The following is a 15,537-nucleotide window of genomic DNA, read 5'->3' as shown; positions in this document are numbered from 1 at the left end:
AGTAGGGGCTGAAAGCTTTTAGAAGAACGGGGCCCCCAGGCTGTATACTTTTGTCGAGTGAAATCGGTTACTTCTCCCTTGGATGCGTCCTACTGGCAGCAGCGCTACGTTGACGGCCGCGACGGCTGGGACGCCGGGGCCCCCACGCCGCCGCTGCGTGCCTACTTCGACCATCTACGTCCCGCCGCGCAGCCCCGGATTCTCATCCCCGGGGCCGGGCGGGCCTACGAGGCCGAGTACCTGCACCGGGCGGGTTTCGAGCAGGTATTCGTGGCCGATTTTGCGGCCGAGGCCCTGGGGGCCCTGGCCGCGCGGGTGCCCGATTTCCCGGCCGGCCACCTGTTGCAAGCCGACTTTTTTGGCCTATCCAACGACCCGCCCTATGATTTAATTGTTGAGCAAACGTTTTTTTGCGCCCTGGCCCCCGCCCTGCGGCCGGCCTACGCCCAGCAGTGCGCCCGGCTGCTGCGCCCCGGCGGCACCTTGGTGGGCTTGCTCTTCGATGCCCCGTTTGCTAGGGCCACCGAGCCGCCTTTCGGCGGCACGCCCGCCGAGTACCGCGCGTACTTTGCGCCGTACTTCGTGTTTCGGCACTTCGCAACCGCCACCAACTCGCTCGGGCCCCGGCAGGGGCGCGAGTTATTCATCTGCCTCAAAAAGAAATAATTACCACCCATGCTCACCGCCCTCGCCAACACGCTTCCGCATTTCCGCCACACCCAGTCGGGCCAGTTTTTTTTAATGGCGGGGCCCTGCGTCATCGAAGGGGAGGACATGGCCCTGCGCATCGCCGAGCGCATCAAGCACCTCACCGACAAGCTCCAGATTCCGTACATTTTCAAGGGCTCGTACCGCAAGGCCAACCGTTCGCGGCTTGATTCCTTCACCGGCATCGGCGACGAGCAGGCGCTGCGCATCTTGCAAAAAGTGGGGCGCGAAATCGGCGTACCCACCGTCACCGACATCCACGAATCAGAGGAGGCAGCTATGGCGGCCGAGTACGTCGACGTGCTGCAAATTCCGGCGTTCCTGTGCCGGCAAACCGATTTGCTCATCGCCGCGGCCAAAACGGGCAAGGTGGTCAACATCAAAAAAGGCCAGTTCCTGAGCGGCGAGGCCATGAAATTTGCCGTTGACAAGGTGCAGGAATCGGGCAACCCGAACGTCATCCTAACCGAGCGCGGTAACTCGTTTGGCTACTCCGATTTGGTAGTCGATTACCGTAACCTGCCTGCCATGCAGCGCTTTGGCGTGCCCGTGGTGATGGACGTGACCCACGCCCTGCAAAAGCCCAACCAAAGCAGCGGCGTGACGGGCGGCCAGCCCGCATTGATTGAAATCATTGCTAAGGCGGCCATTGCGGTGGGCGCCGACGGCCTGTTCATCGAAACCCACCCCACGCCCGCCAAGGCCCTTTCAGACGGGGCCAACATGCTGCCCCTCGACCAGTTGGAGGGCCTACTCCAGCGCCTCACGCGGTTGCGCGACGCCGTGCGCCCAACGGGCGAGGTGAGCGCCCAAGGCCTGAATGCTTAGCCTGGGGGCCCCGGTGACGGGCGCATGTCGCCCGCAAGGGAGTCGGTGCTGCGGGGCTCCCGCCCACAACGAGCGCTAGCCGCCGCTGAAAATCAGGGCCGCAGCCAAAAATCCTGGCGGGGCTGCTTTTTGCGGAAGAATACCAGGCCGATGTGGAACAAGTCGACGGTGACCGTGACGGCCGGGTGGGCCCGGATGGCGTCCCAGGCCTGCTCCATTTCCTCCGACCAGTGGATGTCGTCGAACACGAATACGCTGTCTTCGTGGGCATTGGCCAGGCACTGCTCGAAGTAGCGCAGCGTGGGTTCGCGGCGGTGGTTGCCGTCGAAAAATACAAAATCCACTGGGGCCCCTAGGGCGGCCAGGGTGGGGCCCAGGGTAGCGTCGAGGTTGCCCTCCACGAGCTCAACGTTGGCCAGGTGCAGCGCGGCGAAGGTTTCGCGGGCCACGGTGGCCACGTGGGGGCAGCCCTCAAATGTGACGACGCGGTGGCGCGAGTCGGCCGCGGCCAGGTAGGCGGTGGTAAGGCCCAGCGAGGTGCCCAGCTCCAGCACGGTGGCGGGCCGGAAGTGGTTTACGAACCGGAACAGCAGCTGTGCCAGGTGCGGCGGCTTGGCGGCGGTGCGGGCAATGGCGGCCACCCGGCGCACCTGCCCGGCCCCGGTGTGCGAGCCGGCTCCCAAATCAGTGACAGTGAGGCTATCCGGGCTGCTCAGCAGCGTGCGCCGCCGTGCCTCGATGGGGGCGAAGGCGGCAAACGTACCGTCGTGGCAAATAACCGTGGTGTAGAGGCCGTACACGAACGGCGAGTGCAGCCCGTGGGCAGTGCCGGCGCGCAGCCGGTACTTCAGGTAAGCAAGGAGTTCGAACAAGTGGGGCCCCGGCGGCCACTGGCAATAATGCAGGCCAACCGGCGCCCGCAAAGCTAAAAGCCATTCGCCAACGGCCCCAGGCTTAGTTCAGGCGGAAGGGCACCATGAGGGTGAACTCGGGGATTTCGACGCTGAACTCCTGGCCGTTGGCCACGCGCTCCATCAGGTAAGTGCCGCGCATCTTGCCCACGCCCGATTTGAGGTTGCAACCGCTCATGTAGTGGTGCGACTGGCCGGGCTCTAGCACGGGCTGGCGGCCCACCACGCCTTCGCCCTCCACCTCGCGCACGGGGCTGTTGGCGTCGTGGATGTGCCAGTGGCGCCGCAACAGCTTCACGGTGAACTCGCTGTTGTTGCGAATTGTAATTTTATAGGCGAATACGAAGTGCTCCTGCGTAGGGCTGGAATAATCGGGCAGGTAATTCGTCGTAACCGAAACGGTCACACCCTGCGTAGTGGTGGTAGGCATAAAAGAATCGGTCAATAAAGCTGAGAATTTAACAGCGGCCCGCGCCGATTGGTTTACGCCGAAGATGCTTTCCAAGGTCGGAAACATTTCGCAATATCTTCCTTACCCATGGTAAAAATAGCCGCGAGCTGGCAGCCCGTGCTGGCCGATGAGTTTGCCAAGCCCTATTTCCAGCACCTCATCGCCTTCGTGAAGGGGGAGTATGCCACCGCCACCGTGTACCCGCCGGGGCCCCAAATTTTCCACGCCTTCGACGCCTGCCCGTTTGATCAGGTGAAGGTCGTGATCCTGGGCCAGGACCCGTACCACGGTCGGGGGCAGGCCCACGGCCTCTCGTTTTCGGTGGCCGACGGGCAGCGCACGCCGCCCTCGCTGCACAACATCTTCAAGGAGCTGCAAAGTGACCTGCCCGCCACGCCGCCGGCCCCCAACGGCAACCTCGACCGCTGGGCCCAGCAGGGCGTGCTGCTGCTCAACGCCACCCTCACGGTACGCGCCGCCGAGCCGGGCTCGCACCAGAAAAAAGGCTGGGAGGACTTCACCGACGCTGTTATCCGCAAAGTATCGGAGGGCCGCGAGCACGTAGTGTTCATCCTCTGGGGAGCCTACGCGGGCAAGAAGGCAGAGTTAATCGACGCAGGCAAACACTTGGTGTTGAAGTCGGTACATCCCTCGCCCTACGCCGCCGACAAAGGTTTTTTCGGCAGCAAGCCGTTCAGCAAAACCAACGCCTGGCTCGAAAACCAAGGCCTGGAGCCCATCAACTGGTAATTCAATTTAAGTCAAAGAAGAACGTCATGCTGAGCGCAGCCGAAGCATCTCTCCCGCCCACTAAATCAGTTGACTAGTAAGCGAGAGAGATGCTTCGGCTGCGCTCAGCATGACGTTCTTCTTTGCTATTAACCTTGCTTAGTTAATGGTGTGAAACAAACGGCTCCAGCGCACTTTGTGCAGGAAGTCGGCGTAGGGGTCCACGGAGAGCCAGATAAGTACGGCTTTGCCCACCACGTGGTCTTCGGGCACGAAGCCCCAGAAGCGCGAGTCGAGCGAATCGTGGCGGTTGTCGCCCATCATGAAGTAGTAGTTCTGCTTGAACGTGTAGGTTTTCAGCGGCTTGCCGTTCTGCAAAATCACGCCGCCCTGCATCGTAATGCCTGCGTTGTGCTCGTAGCGCAGGATGATTTTGTAGTAAAGCGGTACGTTGTCGGCCGTCAGCTCCACGGTTTCGCCTTTTTTGGGTAGCGCGATGGGGCCGTAGTTGTCCTTGTTCCAGTGGTGCAGGCCGGGGGCCCCGGGAAAGTTAAGGGTCGTCGGGTAGTCGGGGTTGTCGGGGAACACCGCTTGGTTGATTTCGGGCTGACCGGCCGGGATGGTTTCGGCGATGACTTCCTTCACGTAGGGCTGCTGCTTGAAGTACGCGGCCACCGCGGGCGTGCAGTCCACCTCGTAGCCCAGGCCGTAGCCGGGCACTTCGCTCAGCACCGGGTCGCCGTTAGGCTGCTGGTAGTCTACCACGCGCTGAGCACGGAAGGCGGCCACTACCTCGTCGTTGGCCTCGGGAATGCGGATGAAGTACTTGCTCTGCAAGCCGGCGGGGTTGGGAGCCGCCTGGCCGTTGATGTACAGCTGGTGGTCCTTGATTTCGAGCTTGTCGCCGGCGATGGCCACGCAGCGCTTGATGTAGTTGGTGCGCAGGTCGGCGGGGTACTCCAACTCAAACGGGACGTGGAACACCACCACGTCGTTGCGCTTAATTTCCGAGAAGCCCGGGAAGCGGAACGTGGGCAGCTGGATGAGGTCGGAGTAGCTTTTCAGGTGAAAAATCGGGTCCGTCTGGTGCGTGAGCGGAATTTGCAGCGGCGTCTGCGGCGTGATGGTGCCGTAGTGCAACTTGCTCACGAACAGGTAGTCACCCACCAGTAGCGTGTCCTCCATGCTGGGCGTGGGGATGGTGTAGGCCTCGAAGGTGGCCCAACGGATGAGGGTGGCCGCCACGATGGCAAACACCAGCGAATCGGTCCACTCGCGGGTTTTGCTCTTGGGTTTGGTGGGCGCCGCGTTGGCGCCATAGGGCTTGGTTTTGAAGAGGGCCATAGGGCAGGGGCGCGGGCCGCAGCCGGCGCTCGGGGGCAGAAGTAAATTAAAACAATCAGAAAGCAGCCGCAAGCTAACGACGCCCGCGCCAGCTTGCACACCCGGGGCCCTAGAGGCCCAGCAGCTCCTTCATACCGAATACGCCCGGGCGGCCCGGTAGCCACTCGGCTGCGAGCAGGGCCCCCTGGGCAAAACCGGCCCGCGAATGCGCCTCGTGCGAGAGCACCAGCGTGTCCACGTCGGAGGTGTAGGTCACCACGTGCGTGCCCACCACGTCGGCTGTGCGCTCGCTGATGACGGCCAGCTCGGCGGGGCCCTCGGCGGGGGCGTTGCGCCAGCTGGTTTTGGCCGGGAAGTGGGCCAGGATGCCCTCGGCGGCCGTGACGGCGGTGCCGCTGGGCGCGTCGAGCTTCTGGGTGTGGTGGATTTCGCGCACCGCCACGTCGTAGCCTCCAAACTGGTGCATTTTGGCGGCGATGTACTCGTTGAAGTGGAAGAACAGGTTCACGCCCACGCTGTAGTTGGAGGCGTAGAAGAGGCTGCCGCCCAACTCACTAGCTAGGGCCCCGGCCTCGTCCCAGCGGGCCAGCCAGCCCGTCGAGCCGCAGACTACAGGGATGCCCTGGCGCAGGCAGGCCGCCACGTTGGCAAAGGCCGCGTCGGGCCGGGTGAATTCGATGGCCACGTCGGCGGTGGCGGCCGTGAAGTCGGCGATGGCCGGGCCGTCGGGCTGGCCGGGGTCCACGATGCCCGCGATGCGGTGGCCGCGGCCGGTGGCCAGGGCTTCTAGCGTGCGGCCCATTTTGCCGTAGCCGATGAGGAGGATGTTCATGCGAAAAGTTACTTGAAATGCAGGGCCACGGCCACGCCCGGCACCACCGGGACGCCCGGGGCCCCGGGGGCCCACAGCATGGTGGGCTGCCAGTGCAGGGTAAGGTCGTCGCCCACGTCGAAGGTTTTCAGGTGCGCATCCACGATGGCGTCGAGCACCTGCAGGCCGTACACGATGCCGGTGTAGAAGATGAACCCGTCGCGGTAGTGGCGGTAAAACACGATGCCGTTCTGGATGGCATCGGCGCTGATTTCCTTGCCGGCCCGGGGCCCTAGGGCAGCGTTGGGAAACGGTTTGGCGCGAACCGCCGAATCGGTTTGCAGCAAATTGCTGGCGTTGCTGTACTCCGTCAAAGCCTGCTGCTCAAAAATCAGGATGCCGGCCACCGTGCCCAGGCCCGCGTACACCAGCGGCAGCTTCCACCAGCGGCGGTTATAAATCTGGCCCAGGCCGGGCACCAGCGCCAGGTAGCCGGCCTTGGCCGGTGGCGTCACGCGCATGCCGAATAAAGTTTCGGTGCGGCGCAGCGAGTCCTCGGCGTTTTTCTTGCGCTTGTCGGCCAGCGTGGGCTTGCGGATGCGGGCCGTGTCGGGGCGCACCACGGGCGGCGCGGCGGGGTTGACGACGTTGGGGTTGGTAGGGTCGAGTACCTGGGCCCGGGCGGCCCGGGGGCCCCACGCGGCGCCCAGCACTAGCAGCAGCAACGCCGCGAACCGCAGCAAAGACGTGTTCATAACCAACAGACTAGCAGTGAAAGGAAACCTCACTAAGCCGGGTGCAGAATGTGCAGAATGCGTTGCATGTCCTCTACCGAATCGAAGGCAATTTTAATTTCGCCGCTGCCCTTGGGGCCCGGGCGCACCTGTACCCGCGAGCCAAAGCGGTCGGTGAGGTGGCGCTCGGTGCGGCGCAGCTCGGCCACGGGCACCACCGGCTCGGCCGCCGGGCGGGTGGCGCCAGCGGGGCCCTCGGCCGGCGTGCGACCGAAGCCGTTGCGCACCAGCTCCTCCACGCGGCGCACCGACAGCTCCTCGGCCACGATGCGGCGGTACAGCGCCACTTGCTGCTTAGGGTCTTCGATGCTGACCAGGGCCCGGGCATGGCCCATGGTAATTTCAGCGTCGCGCAGGCCCACCTGCACGTCGGGCGGCAGCTTCAGCAGGCGCAGGTAGTTGGTTACGGTCGAGCGGTTTTTGCCCACCCGCTCGCCCAGCTCTTCCTGGCGCAGGGCGCACTCGCTCAGCAGGCGCTGGTAGCTGAGGGCGATTTCGATGGCGTTAAGGTTTTCGCGCTGGATGTTCTCAATCAGCGCCATTTCCAGCATCTGCTGGTCGTCGGCCTTGCGGATGTAGGCCGGAATGGCGTCGAGCCCCGCCAGCTTGGAGGCCTGCAAGCGCCGTTCGCCGCTGATGAGCTGGTAGGTGTTGGGCCCCAGCTGGCGCACCGTCACGGGCTGAATGATGCCCTGGATTTTGATGCTATCGGCGAGTTCGGCCAGGGCCTCCTGGTCGAAATGTGTGCGCGGCTGGTAGGGGTTGGCCTCGATTTGCTCCACCGGAATCAGGCCCACCGAGTTGGCCGGGTGGGGCACCACGATGCGCTCCCGGTCGCCTTTTTTCTCGTAGCTGCCCTCAATCAGGGCGTTGAGGCCCCGGCCCAGGCCACTCATCTTGCGCTTGGGCTGCGGCAACAGCGGGTTGATGGGAGCTTTATCGTCGTTCTTGTCTACGGTCATCGCGGCAGCTCCTGCGGAAAATGGCGGCAGCAGCAAGTTCAAAATTACGGATAGTAGGGCGAAGCGCAAGCCGGGGATTTTAGGCCCGGTGGTTGGCGGCATAGCGCAAGCAAGCCCGGACTTGTTCTTCCGTCAACTGTGGGAAATCCCTCAGCACTTCTTCTACACTCATACCATTACCCAACCAGCCCAACACATCCTCCACGCTGATCCGGGTTCCAACAATACACGCCCGCCCAAAACGGACTTCGGGGTCAATACTGATAAGCGGGTGAGCCGATGAAGAATACATGGCTTTCAGCACGGAGGGTTTATAATGTCTCGTCGAGGCCCATTGTGCGGCTGAGCTGCTGATAAAAAAGGAGGTTGCCAATTTTTACCACCACTATCTGCCGCATTTCGTCCCTAAATCCAGCTATTTCACCGCTAATTAAACTGCCGAGTGCCGGGTAATCTTCTGAAAATACCATGCCGCCTTCTGGTTTGCCAAACTCAGGCACTTCAATCAGCACGGGAAATCCTACGCCAGCGTCAAAAAAGACGCCGTAAGGCGCACGATAGTAGATTTTCCCAGTAAGAATGGTGCCAACGAGTAACTGCTGTTTTACAAGTTCCCAAGCATCTGCCCTGTGGCTCTGCAACGAGTCGACAAATGGTGGGTTTGGGACGATTTCGCTGTTCACAACTAAAAACCTGCTAGGGAAGCTTACGCGGCTTCGTCGGCGGCTTCGGCTTCAGGGCGGGCTTCTACGCTGTTCTTCTCCACGATTTCGCGGGCCAGGTTGAGGTAGCTGATGGCGCCTTTGCTCTCGGCATCGTGCATGATGGCGGGGATGCCGAAGCTGGGGGCCTCGCTCAGCTTCACGTTGCGCGGGATGATGGTGTCGAAGGCTAACTGCTGGAAGTGCATGCGCACTTCCTCCACCACTTGGTTGCTCAGGCGCAGGCGCACGTCGTACATCGTGAGCAGGATGCCCTCAATTTCCAGTTCCGTATTCAGGCGGCTCTGGATGATTTTGATGGTGTTCAGTAGTTTACCCAAGCCTTCCAGGGCGAAGTACTCGCACTGCACCGGGATGATGACCGAGTGGGCCGCCGTGAGGGCGTTCACGGTGATGAGGCCCAGCGAGGGCGAGCAGTCGATGATGATGAAGTCGTACTCCTCAGCCAGCGGGCGCAGGGCCTCTTTCATCTTGGCCTCGCGGTTGGGCAAGTTGATCATCTCCACCTCGGCGCCCACCAAATCGATGTGGGAGGGCATGAGGTCGAGCTGGGGCAGGATATTGGTGCTCAGGATGATGTCGCGGGCGTTGATGCCGTCGACCATGCACTCGTAAATGCTGTGCTGGATGTCCTTGGGGTCGTAGCCCACGCCCGAGGTGGCGTTGGCCTGCGGGTCGGCGTCCACGAGCAGGGTCCGGTAGTCGAGGGCGGCCAGCGAGGCCGCCAGGTTGATGGCCGAAGTGGTTTTGCCCACGCCGCCTTTCTGGTTAGCTACCGCGATAATTTTTCCCATGAGAAGTAACGGAATACGGGGGCGGCCGGGGCTGGAAAGATAGAAATAAGCCAACGAGGCTAGCAAAGCCGGCCCGGCCGGCCCGGCTTCCCCTTCCACAAAATAAGGCTAAAAAAAACGGATTCGCCAAGCCCGGGCGGGCCCGGCGAATCCGGCACGGGAATTTTTAGGGCCCCAGGGCCCCGGTGGCTACAGGGTTACCGTTTCGCCGATTTTTAGCAAGTGCAGCTCTTTGCCCGCAGCCTGGGCCTGGGCCACGGACGCGGCGTGGTCGATGACCAGCGGCGGGAACGTGTCGTAGTGCATGCCAACGATTTTTTGGGCCCCCACCCAGTCAGCCGCCACCAGCGCGTCGGTGAGGCCCATGGTGTAGTGGTCGCCGATGGGCAGCAAGGCGAAATCCAACTTATGCCGCTCGCCGATGAGTTTGAGGTCGTAGGTCAGGGCTGTATCGCCGGCGAAGTAGAACGTGGGGCCCTCGGTGGGCGTGATAACGAAGCCCATGGGCACGCCGCCGTAAGAGCCGTCGGGGAACGAGCTGGAGTGGGCCGCGGCCACGCAATGCACCGTGCCGAAGGGCAGCGCTACCTTGCCGCCAAGGTTGGTGCCGATGACCTCCAGGCCTTTGGCGCCAAAGTAGCCAGCCACTTCGGCAATGGCCAAAATAGGGGCCCCGGTGCGCTTGGCAATTTCCTCGGCGTCGGCAATGTGGTCGCCGTGGGCGTGCGAGAGCAGGATGTAGTCGGCCTCAATGGCGTCCACGTCAACGTCCTTAGCCAGCGGGTTGGGGCGGATGAAGGGGTCGAACAGGACGCGGGTGGTGCCGATGGTGGCCAGGAAGGCCGAGTGGCCCAGGTAGGTAAGCTGCATTGCTTTGGCGTGGGGAATGTGAGAACGTGAAAAAGGGGGGATGAGCGGGGTGGGAAGCCCGGCCGGGCTTCCGTTACCTTTGCCCGAACAAGCCTAGCTCATTTCTGTTCGTATGCGGCGTTTTTGGGGCCCCTGGGCCGTGTTTTTAGCCGGCGCCGAAGCCCTGGCGGGCTGCCAGGGCCCCGGCGCGTCGGCCCCTGACGAGCGCCGCGTGTTCCGTTACAACCAGCCCGAGGCCCTCACCTCGCTCGACCCCGCCTTTGCCCGCAACCAGGCCAACCGCTGGGCCGACGAGCAGCTGTATAACGGGCTGGTAGCCCTGGATTCGACGTTGCAGCTGGCCCCGGCGCTGGCCCGGCGCTACACCGTGTCGCCCGACGGGCGGCTCTACACGTTCGTGCTGCGGCCGGGCGTGCGCTTTCACGACAGCGAGGTTTTCCCCGGCGGTAAGGGCCGGGTCGTCACGGCCCACGACTTTGTGTACTCCTTTAAGCGCATCCTCGACCCCGCCACGGCCAGCACCGGCGGCTGGATTTTCCGGGGCAAGGTGCTGGAGAAGCCCGATGGGGCCCCCAGCGACACCTGCTTCGTGGCCGTGAACGACTCCACGCTGCGCGTCCACCTTAAAGCGCCGTTCATCCCGTTCCTGGGCATCCTCACCATGCACTACGCCTACGTGGTGCCCCACGAGGCCGTGGCCAAGTACGGCAAAGACTTCCGGGAGCACCCGGTGGGCACAGGGCCCTTCCAGTTCCGGCTCTGGGATGAGGGCAACGTGCTGCTGTACCAGAAGAATCCGCATTACTGGCGCCGCGACGCCCGGGGGCGCCAGCTGCCCTACCTCGACGCGGTGGCCATCAGCTTCATCGCCGACCGCAAGACGGAATTCCTCACCTTCATGCAGGGCAAGCTCGATTTCCTGTCGGGCATCCGCGAGGGCTCGCGCGATTTGGTGATGAACCGCGACGGCACCGTGCGGGCCGATTTTCGGGGCAAGTTCACAGTGCAAAAAGTGCCGTACCTGAACACCGAGTACCTCGGCATTCAGCTCGACAGCACCCACCTCACCGGCGAGCAGGCGGTGCAGGGCCGCGCCCTGCGCGACGTGCGCGTGCGCCAGGCCCTGTCCTGGGCCCTGAACAAGCCCGAAATGACGGCTTATATGCTGAACCACGTGGGCCAGCCCGGCACGTCGGGCTTCGTGCCGGCGGCGCTGCCTTCGTTTTCGCAAGCCCTGGTGCCGGGCTACGACTACCAGCCCGCCAAGGCGCGGGCCCTGCTGCGGGCCGCCGGCTGGGGCCCCCGGCGCCCGCTGCGCCTGCGCCTGAGCACGGTGGCCGAGCGCAAGGAAATCGGCGAGTACCTGCAGAAGCAGTGGGCCAACGTGGGCATCCAGGTGCAGGTCGACATCAACCAGTCGGCGGCCCAGCAGGAGTTGGTGGACAACGGCCGGGCCGCCTTCTTCGCTAAAAGCTGGCTCGGCGACTACCCCGACGCGGAAAACTACCTGGCCCTGTTCTACAGCCCCAACTTCAGCCCCGCGGGCCCCGACAAAACCCATTTTAAAAGCGCCGCCTACGACCGGCTCTACGACCAGGCCATCCGCACCCAGGACGCGGCCCAGCGCACGGCCCTCTACCAGCAAATGGACCGCCTCGTGGTGGCCGAAGCCCCCGTCATCAGCCTCTACTACGACGAGCTGATTCGCCTGAGCCAGAACAACGTGCGCGGCCTCAAAGCCAATCCCATGAACCAGCTGTTGCTGGAAAGCGTGTGGAAAAAGTAGTCTGAACCACGGATTTATCGGATTGGGCGGATTCATCGGATTTCGGGGACGATTGAGTGGGGCCCCGGGGCGAGTTGCTCCCCAAAGCCCAACAAAAAGGCCACTCGATGAGTGGCCTTTTTTGATGGACAAAACCAATAGGGAATCGTCCCCGAAATCCGACGAATCCGCCCAATCCGATAAATCCGTGGTTAAGATTTCTTCTTGCCTTGGGCTTCGCGCTCCTGCGAGGCCTTCATGGCTTCGGCGATGCGGGCCTGGAAGCCGGTGGGCTTCTTGTCCTTGTTCTTCACCTTGTTGGCTTCGAGCTGGGCGCGAATCTTGGTGTCGTCCACGAACGTTTTGGTGATGGCCTGCTGGGCGAAAGTGATGACGTTCGACACGAAGTAGTACCAGGTAAGGCCCGCGGCGAAGCTGTTCAGCACGAACAGGAAGATGATGGGCATCAAGTAGCTGTAGAACTTCATGGGGCCCTGCATGGCCGTGTTCACTTGGTTGCTCTGCCAGGTCATGAGCAGAGTAGAGGCCGTCATCATCAGCGTGAACATGGACACGTGGTCGCCGTACCACTTCACGAAGAAGGGCAGCTTGGCAAACACGTCGTAGCTGCTCAGGTCCTTGGCCCACAGGAAATGCTCTTGCCGCAGCTCGATGGCGTTGGGGAAGAACTGGAACATAGCGAACAGAATGGGCAGCGTGAGCAGCGTGGGCACGCAGCCGTTGAGCGGGCTCACCCCGAAGGTGGAGTAGAGCTTCATCGTCTCCTGCTGCACCTTGGTGGGGTCGTCGCCAATCTTCTCCTTGATGGCGTCAATCTCCGGCTTCAGCACCTTCATGCGGGCCTGGCTCTCGTAGGTTTTGTACGTCAGGGGCCAGGTAACCAGCTTGATGAGCAGCACCAGCAGCGCGATGATGATGCCGTAGTTGCTGATGTACTGGGCCAGGAAGTGGAACACCGGCAGGATGATGAACTGGTTCACCCACCGGAACAGGCCCCAGCCCAGGTACACGTTGCGGTCAAAGCCCGGGGCCACGCCTTGGAGCAAGTTGAACGAATTGGGCCCGAAGAAGTAGCGGAAATGGCCGCGGCCCTGCTCCACCTCGGCCACCGGCAGGGTGAGCGTGGTGCTCATGGTTTTGATGAACGTCGAGTCGTTGGCATCGGGCACGGCCGTGTTGAAGGCGCCGCTGCTGAACGGCTGGCCGTCGGCAATGAGGCCGGCCACAAAGAAGTCGTGCTTGTGGGCGGCCCACTTCACGGGGCCCTCGGCCTTGCTTTCCTCGGGCTTCTCGCTGGCTTCAGCTAGGGCCGTGTGGCTGCCGGCGGCCGAGTAGTGGTTGATGGTGGAGTGGTTGCGGTTCTGCTTCAGGTCCTGCTCGGTCTGGCGCACCCGGTCGAGGAACGTGAAGGTGAGCGGCTCCTGGGCCACGGTGCGCTCCAGGCCGTTGAAGCGCAGGTCGTAGGCCAGCTCGTAGCTGTCGGCGGGCAGGCTGTAGGTCTGCACAATGGTGCCGCCGGCCACCGCCGCTGTGAAGCTCACGCGCTGGGCCGGGCCCGCCGTGGTCACGGCCGAGGGCTGGAAGTTGAGGTCCGAGAAGCGAATCGTTTTGCCGTCCACGGTGCGGAAGCGCGTGTCGAGGCGGGCGCTTTGGGCATCAAGCAGGTTCAGCGGCTTGCCGAAGAAGGTCTTGTACTTGTTCAGGCGCACGGCCGTCACGCGGCCCCCGCGGGAGGAAAGCGTAATGGTGAGGTCGGCGTTTTGCAGCGTCACGGCCTGCACTGGGCCAGCAGCGGAGTCGAGCGGCGCGTCGGGGGCGAGGCCGGCGGGCACGGCGGCGGCGGCTGGGGCCCCCGCGGCGGGCTGGGTGGCAGTGCGGGCGGCGGCCGTGGCGGCTTCTTGCTTTTTGGCTTTTTCAACGTCGGCCTGTTTGGGGCTGAAGAAGAACAAGTATACCAGAATCAGGGCCGATATGAGAAATAGGCCGGTGGCGGAATTTTTATCCATTAACGTAACTGTGAAACGATGCGCAAAGGTACGGCGCCCCCCGCCGATGGCGCGGGGCAAAAAAGTAGCGTGGACTCTGCGAGTCCGCGCTACAACCTACCCCTTGCGGTACTGCATAGCGGCCCGCACGAAGCGCACGAACAGCGGGTGCGGGTTCTCGACGGTACTTTTCAACTCGGGGTGGAACTGGCCGGCCACGAACCAGGGGTGCACGGTTTGGGGCAGCTCGATGATTTCGACCAGCCCCGTTTCGGGGTTGGTGCCCGAGGCCTGCATGCCGGCGGCCTCGAACTGGGCCAGGTACTCGCCGTTGAACTCGAAGCGGTGGCGGTGGCGCTCGCTGATGTGGGTCTTGCCGTAGGCCTTGGCTGCCCGCGAGCCGCGCCGCAAATCGCAGGCGTAGGCCCCCAGGCGCATGGTGCCGCCCTTTTGGGTGATGTCCTTCTGCGACTCCATCATGGCGATGACGGGGTGGGGGGTGAGGGCGTCCATCTCGGTCGAGTTGGCGTCGGGCAGGCCCAGCACGTGGCGGGCGTACTCCACCACGGCCACCTGCATGCCCAGGCAGATGCCGAAGAACGGAATTCCGTTTTCCCGCACGTACTGCACGGCGGCAATTTTGCCTTCGAAGCCCCGCTCGCCGAAGCCCGGGGCCACCAGCACGGCGTCGACGCCGCGCAGGTTTTCGGCCACGTTTTCGGGCGTGAGGTGGTCGGACTGGATGCTGCGCACCTTCACCCGGCACTCGTTGAGGGCCCCGGCGTGCACAAACGACTCGTTGATGGACTTGTAGGCGTCGGGCAGCTCCACGTACTTGCCTACCAAGGCGATGGTTACTTCCTCGGTGGGGTTTTTGAGGCGGCCCAGGAAGTCTTTCCACACTTCCAGGTCGGGCTGTGGGGCCCCACCGGTCAGCTTCAGCCGCTTGATGACGCGCTCGTCGAGCTGCTCCTTCAGCATCATCAGCGGCACCGAGTAGATGGTGTCGGCGTCGAGCGACTCGATGACGGAGTTGATTTTGACGTTGCAGAAGAGCGCAATCTTGCGCCGCATTTCGGGCGGAATCGAGTGCTCGGTGCGGCACACCAGGATGTCGGGCTGCAGGCCGGCCTCGCGCAAGTCGCGCACCGAGTGCTGCGTGGGCTTGGTTTTGAGCTCGCCGGCGGCGGCCAAATACGGCAGCAGCGTGAGGTGAATGACCAGCGAATCGTTGGGCGGCAGCTCCCAGCGCAGCTGGCGCACGGCCTCCACAAAGGGCAGGCTCTCGATGTCGCCGATGCAGCCGCCAATTTCGGTAATCACCACGTCAAACTCGCCGCCCTGGCCCAGCAGCAGCATCCGCCGCTTGATCTCGTCGGTGATGTGGGGCACCACCTGCACGGTTTTGCCGAGGAAAGCGCCCTCGCGCTCGCGCCGGATCACGGTGTCGTAGATGCGGCCCGTGGTGACGTTGTTGGCCTGCGAGGTGGGGGTGTTGAGGAACCGCTCGTAGTGGCCGAGGTCGAGGTCGGTTTCGGCGCCGTCGTCGGTCACGTAGCACTCGCCGTGCTCGTAGGGGTTGAGCGTGCCCGGGTCGATGTTGATGTACGGATCGAACTTCTGGATGGTGACTCGGAACCCTCTGGCCTGCAAGAGCTTGGCCAGCGAGGCGGAAATGATTCCTTTGCCGAGTGAAGAAGTGACGCCGCCGGTGACGAAAATAAATTTCGCGGCCGACGCTGGGGTTGGGGGGTTGGAGCGTTCAGGCATGACGGGGGACAAAGTTACAGCGCCGCCAGCGGCTGGGGGCGGAAGAGGGCCGGCGGGACGGCCGGGGGTGCC

General features: G+C 63.3%; 16 protein-coding genes. 4 read left to right on the top strand and 12 right to left on the bottom strand.

Going from position 1 to position 15,537, the window contains the following annotated elements; translation table 11 throughout:
- Positions 1-78: 78 nt before the first annotated feature.
- Positions 79-666 carry a methyltransferase domain-containing protein gene (locus tag AXW84_RS15580; RefSeq protein ID WP_236943143.1) on the top strand — a complete coding sequence of 196 codons (588 nt, stop codon included), beginning with the start codon at positions 79-81 and terminating at the stop codon, positions 664-666.
- A gap of 9 nt (positions 667-675) precedes the next feature.
- Positions 676-1,536, top strand: coding sequence for a 3-deoxy-8-phosphooctulonate synthase (gene kdsA / locus AXW84_RS15575; protein WP_068235170.1), 861 nt, complete (start codon positions 676-678; stop codon positions 1,534-1,536).
- Positions 1,537-1,628: 92 nt separating this feature from the next.
- Here kdsA and AXW84_RS15570 read toward each other — a convergent pair whose 3' ends face one another.
- Both AXW84_RS15570 and apaG read right to left on the bottom strand, forming a co-directional pair.
- Positions 1,629-2,408 carry an O-methyltransferase gene (locus tag AXW84_RS15570; RefSeq protein WP_068235168.1) on the bottom strand — a complete coding sequence of 260 codons (780 nt, stop codon included), beginning with the start codon at positions 2,406-2,408 and terminating at the stop codon, positions 1,629-1,631.
- A gap of 82 nt (positions 2,409-2,490) precedes the next feature.
- A complete protein-coding gene (apaG, locus tag AXW84_RS15565) occupies positions 2,491-2,877 on the bottom strand; it encodes a Co2+/Mg2+ efflux protein ApaG (protein ID WP_068239520.1) in 387 nt (128 codons plus the stop codon).
- A gap of 108 nt (positions 2,878-2,985) precedes the next feature.
- Between apaG and AXW84_RS15560 the strand changes: the two genes are divergently transcribed.
- Positions 2,986-3,648 carry a uracil-DNA glycosylase gene (locus tag AXW84_RS15560; protein WP_068235162.1) on the top strand — a complete coding sequence of 221 codons (663 nt, stop codon included), beginning with the start codon at positions 2,986-2,988 and terminating at the stop codon, positions 3,646-3,648.
- 138 nt (positions 3,649-3,786) lie between these two features.
- Here the strand turns inward: AXW84_RS15560 and lepB are convergent, their stop codons facing one another.
- The 8 genes from lepB to AXW84_RS15525 form a co-directional block, all read right to left on the bottom strand.
- The gene (gene lepB, locus AXW84_RS15555; protein ID WP_068235157.1) at positions 3,787-4,971 is read right to left on the bottom strand and encodes a signal peptidase I; all 1,185 of its coding nucleotides are present in this window, start codon (positions 4,969-4,971) and stop codon (positions 3,787-3,789) included.
- A 109-nt stretch (positions 4,972-5,080) separates the two neighbouring features.
- The gene (dapB, locus tag AXW84_RS15550; protein WP_068235155.1) at positions 5,081-5,803 is read right to left on the bottom strand and encodes a 4-hydroxy-tetrahydrodipicolinate reductase; all 723 of its coding nucleotides are present in this window, start codon (positions 5,801-5,803) and stop codon (positions 5,081-5,083) included.
- Positions 5,804-5,811: 8 nt separating this feature from the next.
- Complete coding sequence (locus AXW84_RS15545; protein ID WP_068235151.1) at positions 5,812-6,537, bottom strand: DUF5683 domain-containing protein; 726 nt, start codon at positions 6,535-6,537, stop codon at positions 5,812-5,814.
- A gap of 32 nt (positions 6,538-6,569) precedes the next feature.
- A complete protein-coding gene (locus AXW84_RS15540) occupies positions 6,570-7,538 on the bottom strand; it encodes a ParB/RepB/Spo0J family partition protein (RefSeq protein ID WP_068235147.1) in 969 nt (322 codons plus the stop codon).
- A gap of 79 nt (positions 7,539-7,617) precedes the next feature.
- On the bottom strand, positions 7,618-7,842 hold the full coding sequence (locus AXW84_RS23445; RefSeq protein ID WP_335339471.1) for a DUF433 domain-containing protein: 225 nt from the start codon (positions 7,840-7,842) through the stop codon (positions 7,618-7,620).
- 7 nt (positions 7,843-7,849) lie between these two features.
- Positions 7,850-8,221, bottom strand: a complete 372-nt coding sequence (locus AXW84_RS15535) for a hypothetical protein (RefSeq protein ID WP_157887066.1) — start codon at positions 8,219-8,221, stop codon at positions 7,850-7,852.
- Positions 8,222-8,244: 23 nt separating this feature from the next.
- Positions 8,245-9,054, bottom strand: a complete 810-nt coding sequence (locus tag AXW84_RS15530) for a ParA family protein (protein ID WP_068235141.1) — start codon at positions 9,052-9,054, stop codon at positions 8,245-8,247.
- 189 nt (positions 9,055-9,243) lie between these two features.
- The gene (locus tag AXW84_RS15525) at positions 9,244-9,924 is read right to left on the bottom strand and encodes a metal-dependent hydrolase (protein ID WP_068235135.1); all 681 of its coding nucleotides are present in this window, start codon (positions 9,922-9,924) and stop codon (positions 9,244-9,246) included.
- Positions 9,925-10,036: 112 nt separating this feature from the next.
- Here AXW84_RS15525 and AXW84_RS15520 point away from each other — a divergent pair, with 112 nt between their 5' ends.
- Positions 10,037-11,710: an ABC transporter substrate-binding protein gene (locus AXW84_RS15520; protein WP_068235132.1), complete on the top strand. Its 1,674-nt coding sequence runs from the start codon at positions 10,037-10,039 to the stop codon at positions 11,708-11,710.
- Between the two features lie 191 nt (positions 11,711-11,901).
- Here AXW84_RS15520 and yidC read toward each other — a convergent pair whose 3' ends face one another.
- Complete coding sequence (yidC, locus tag AXW84_RS15515) at positions 11,902-13,716, bottom strand: membrane protein insertase YidC (protein WP_068235129.1); 1,815 nt, start codon at positions 13,714-13,716, stop codon at positions 11,902-11,904.
- 96 nt (positions 13,717-13,812) lie between these two features.
- Positions 13,813-15,465 carry a CTP synthase gene (locus AXW84_RS15510; RefSeq protein ID WP_068235126.1) on the bottom strand — a complete coding sequence of 551 codons (1,653 nt, stop codon included), beginning with the start codon at positions 15,463-15,465 and terminating at the stop codon, positions 13,813-13,815.
- Positions 15,466-15,537: the final 72 nt, after the last annotated feature.

It is taken from the genome of Hymenobacter sp. PAMC 26628 (assembly GCF_001562275.1).
Lineage (GTDB): Bacteria > Bacteroidota > Bacteroidia > Cytophagales > Hymenobacteraceae > Hymenobacter.
This window is presented reverse-complemented; position numbering and strand designations above follow the sequence as displayed.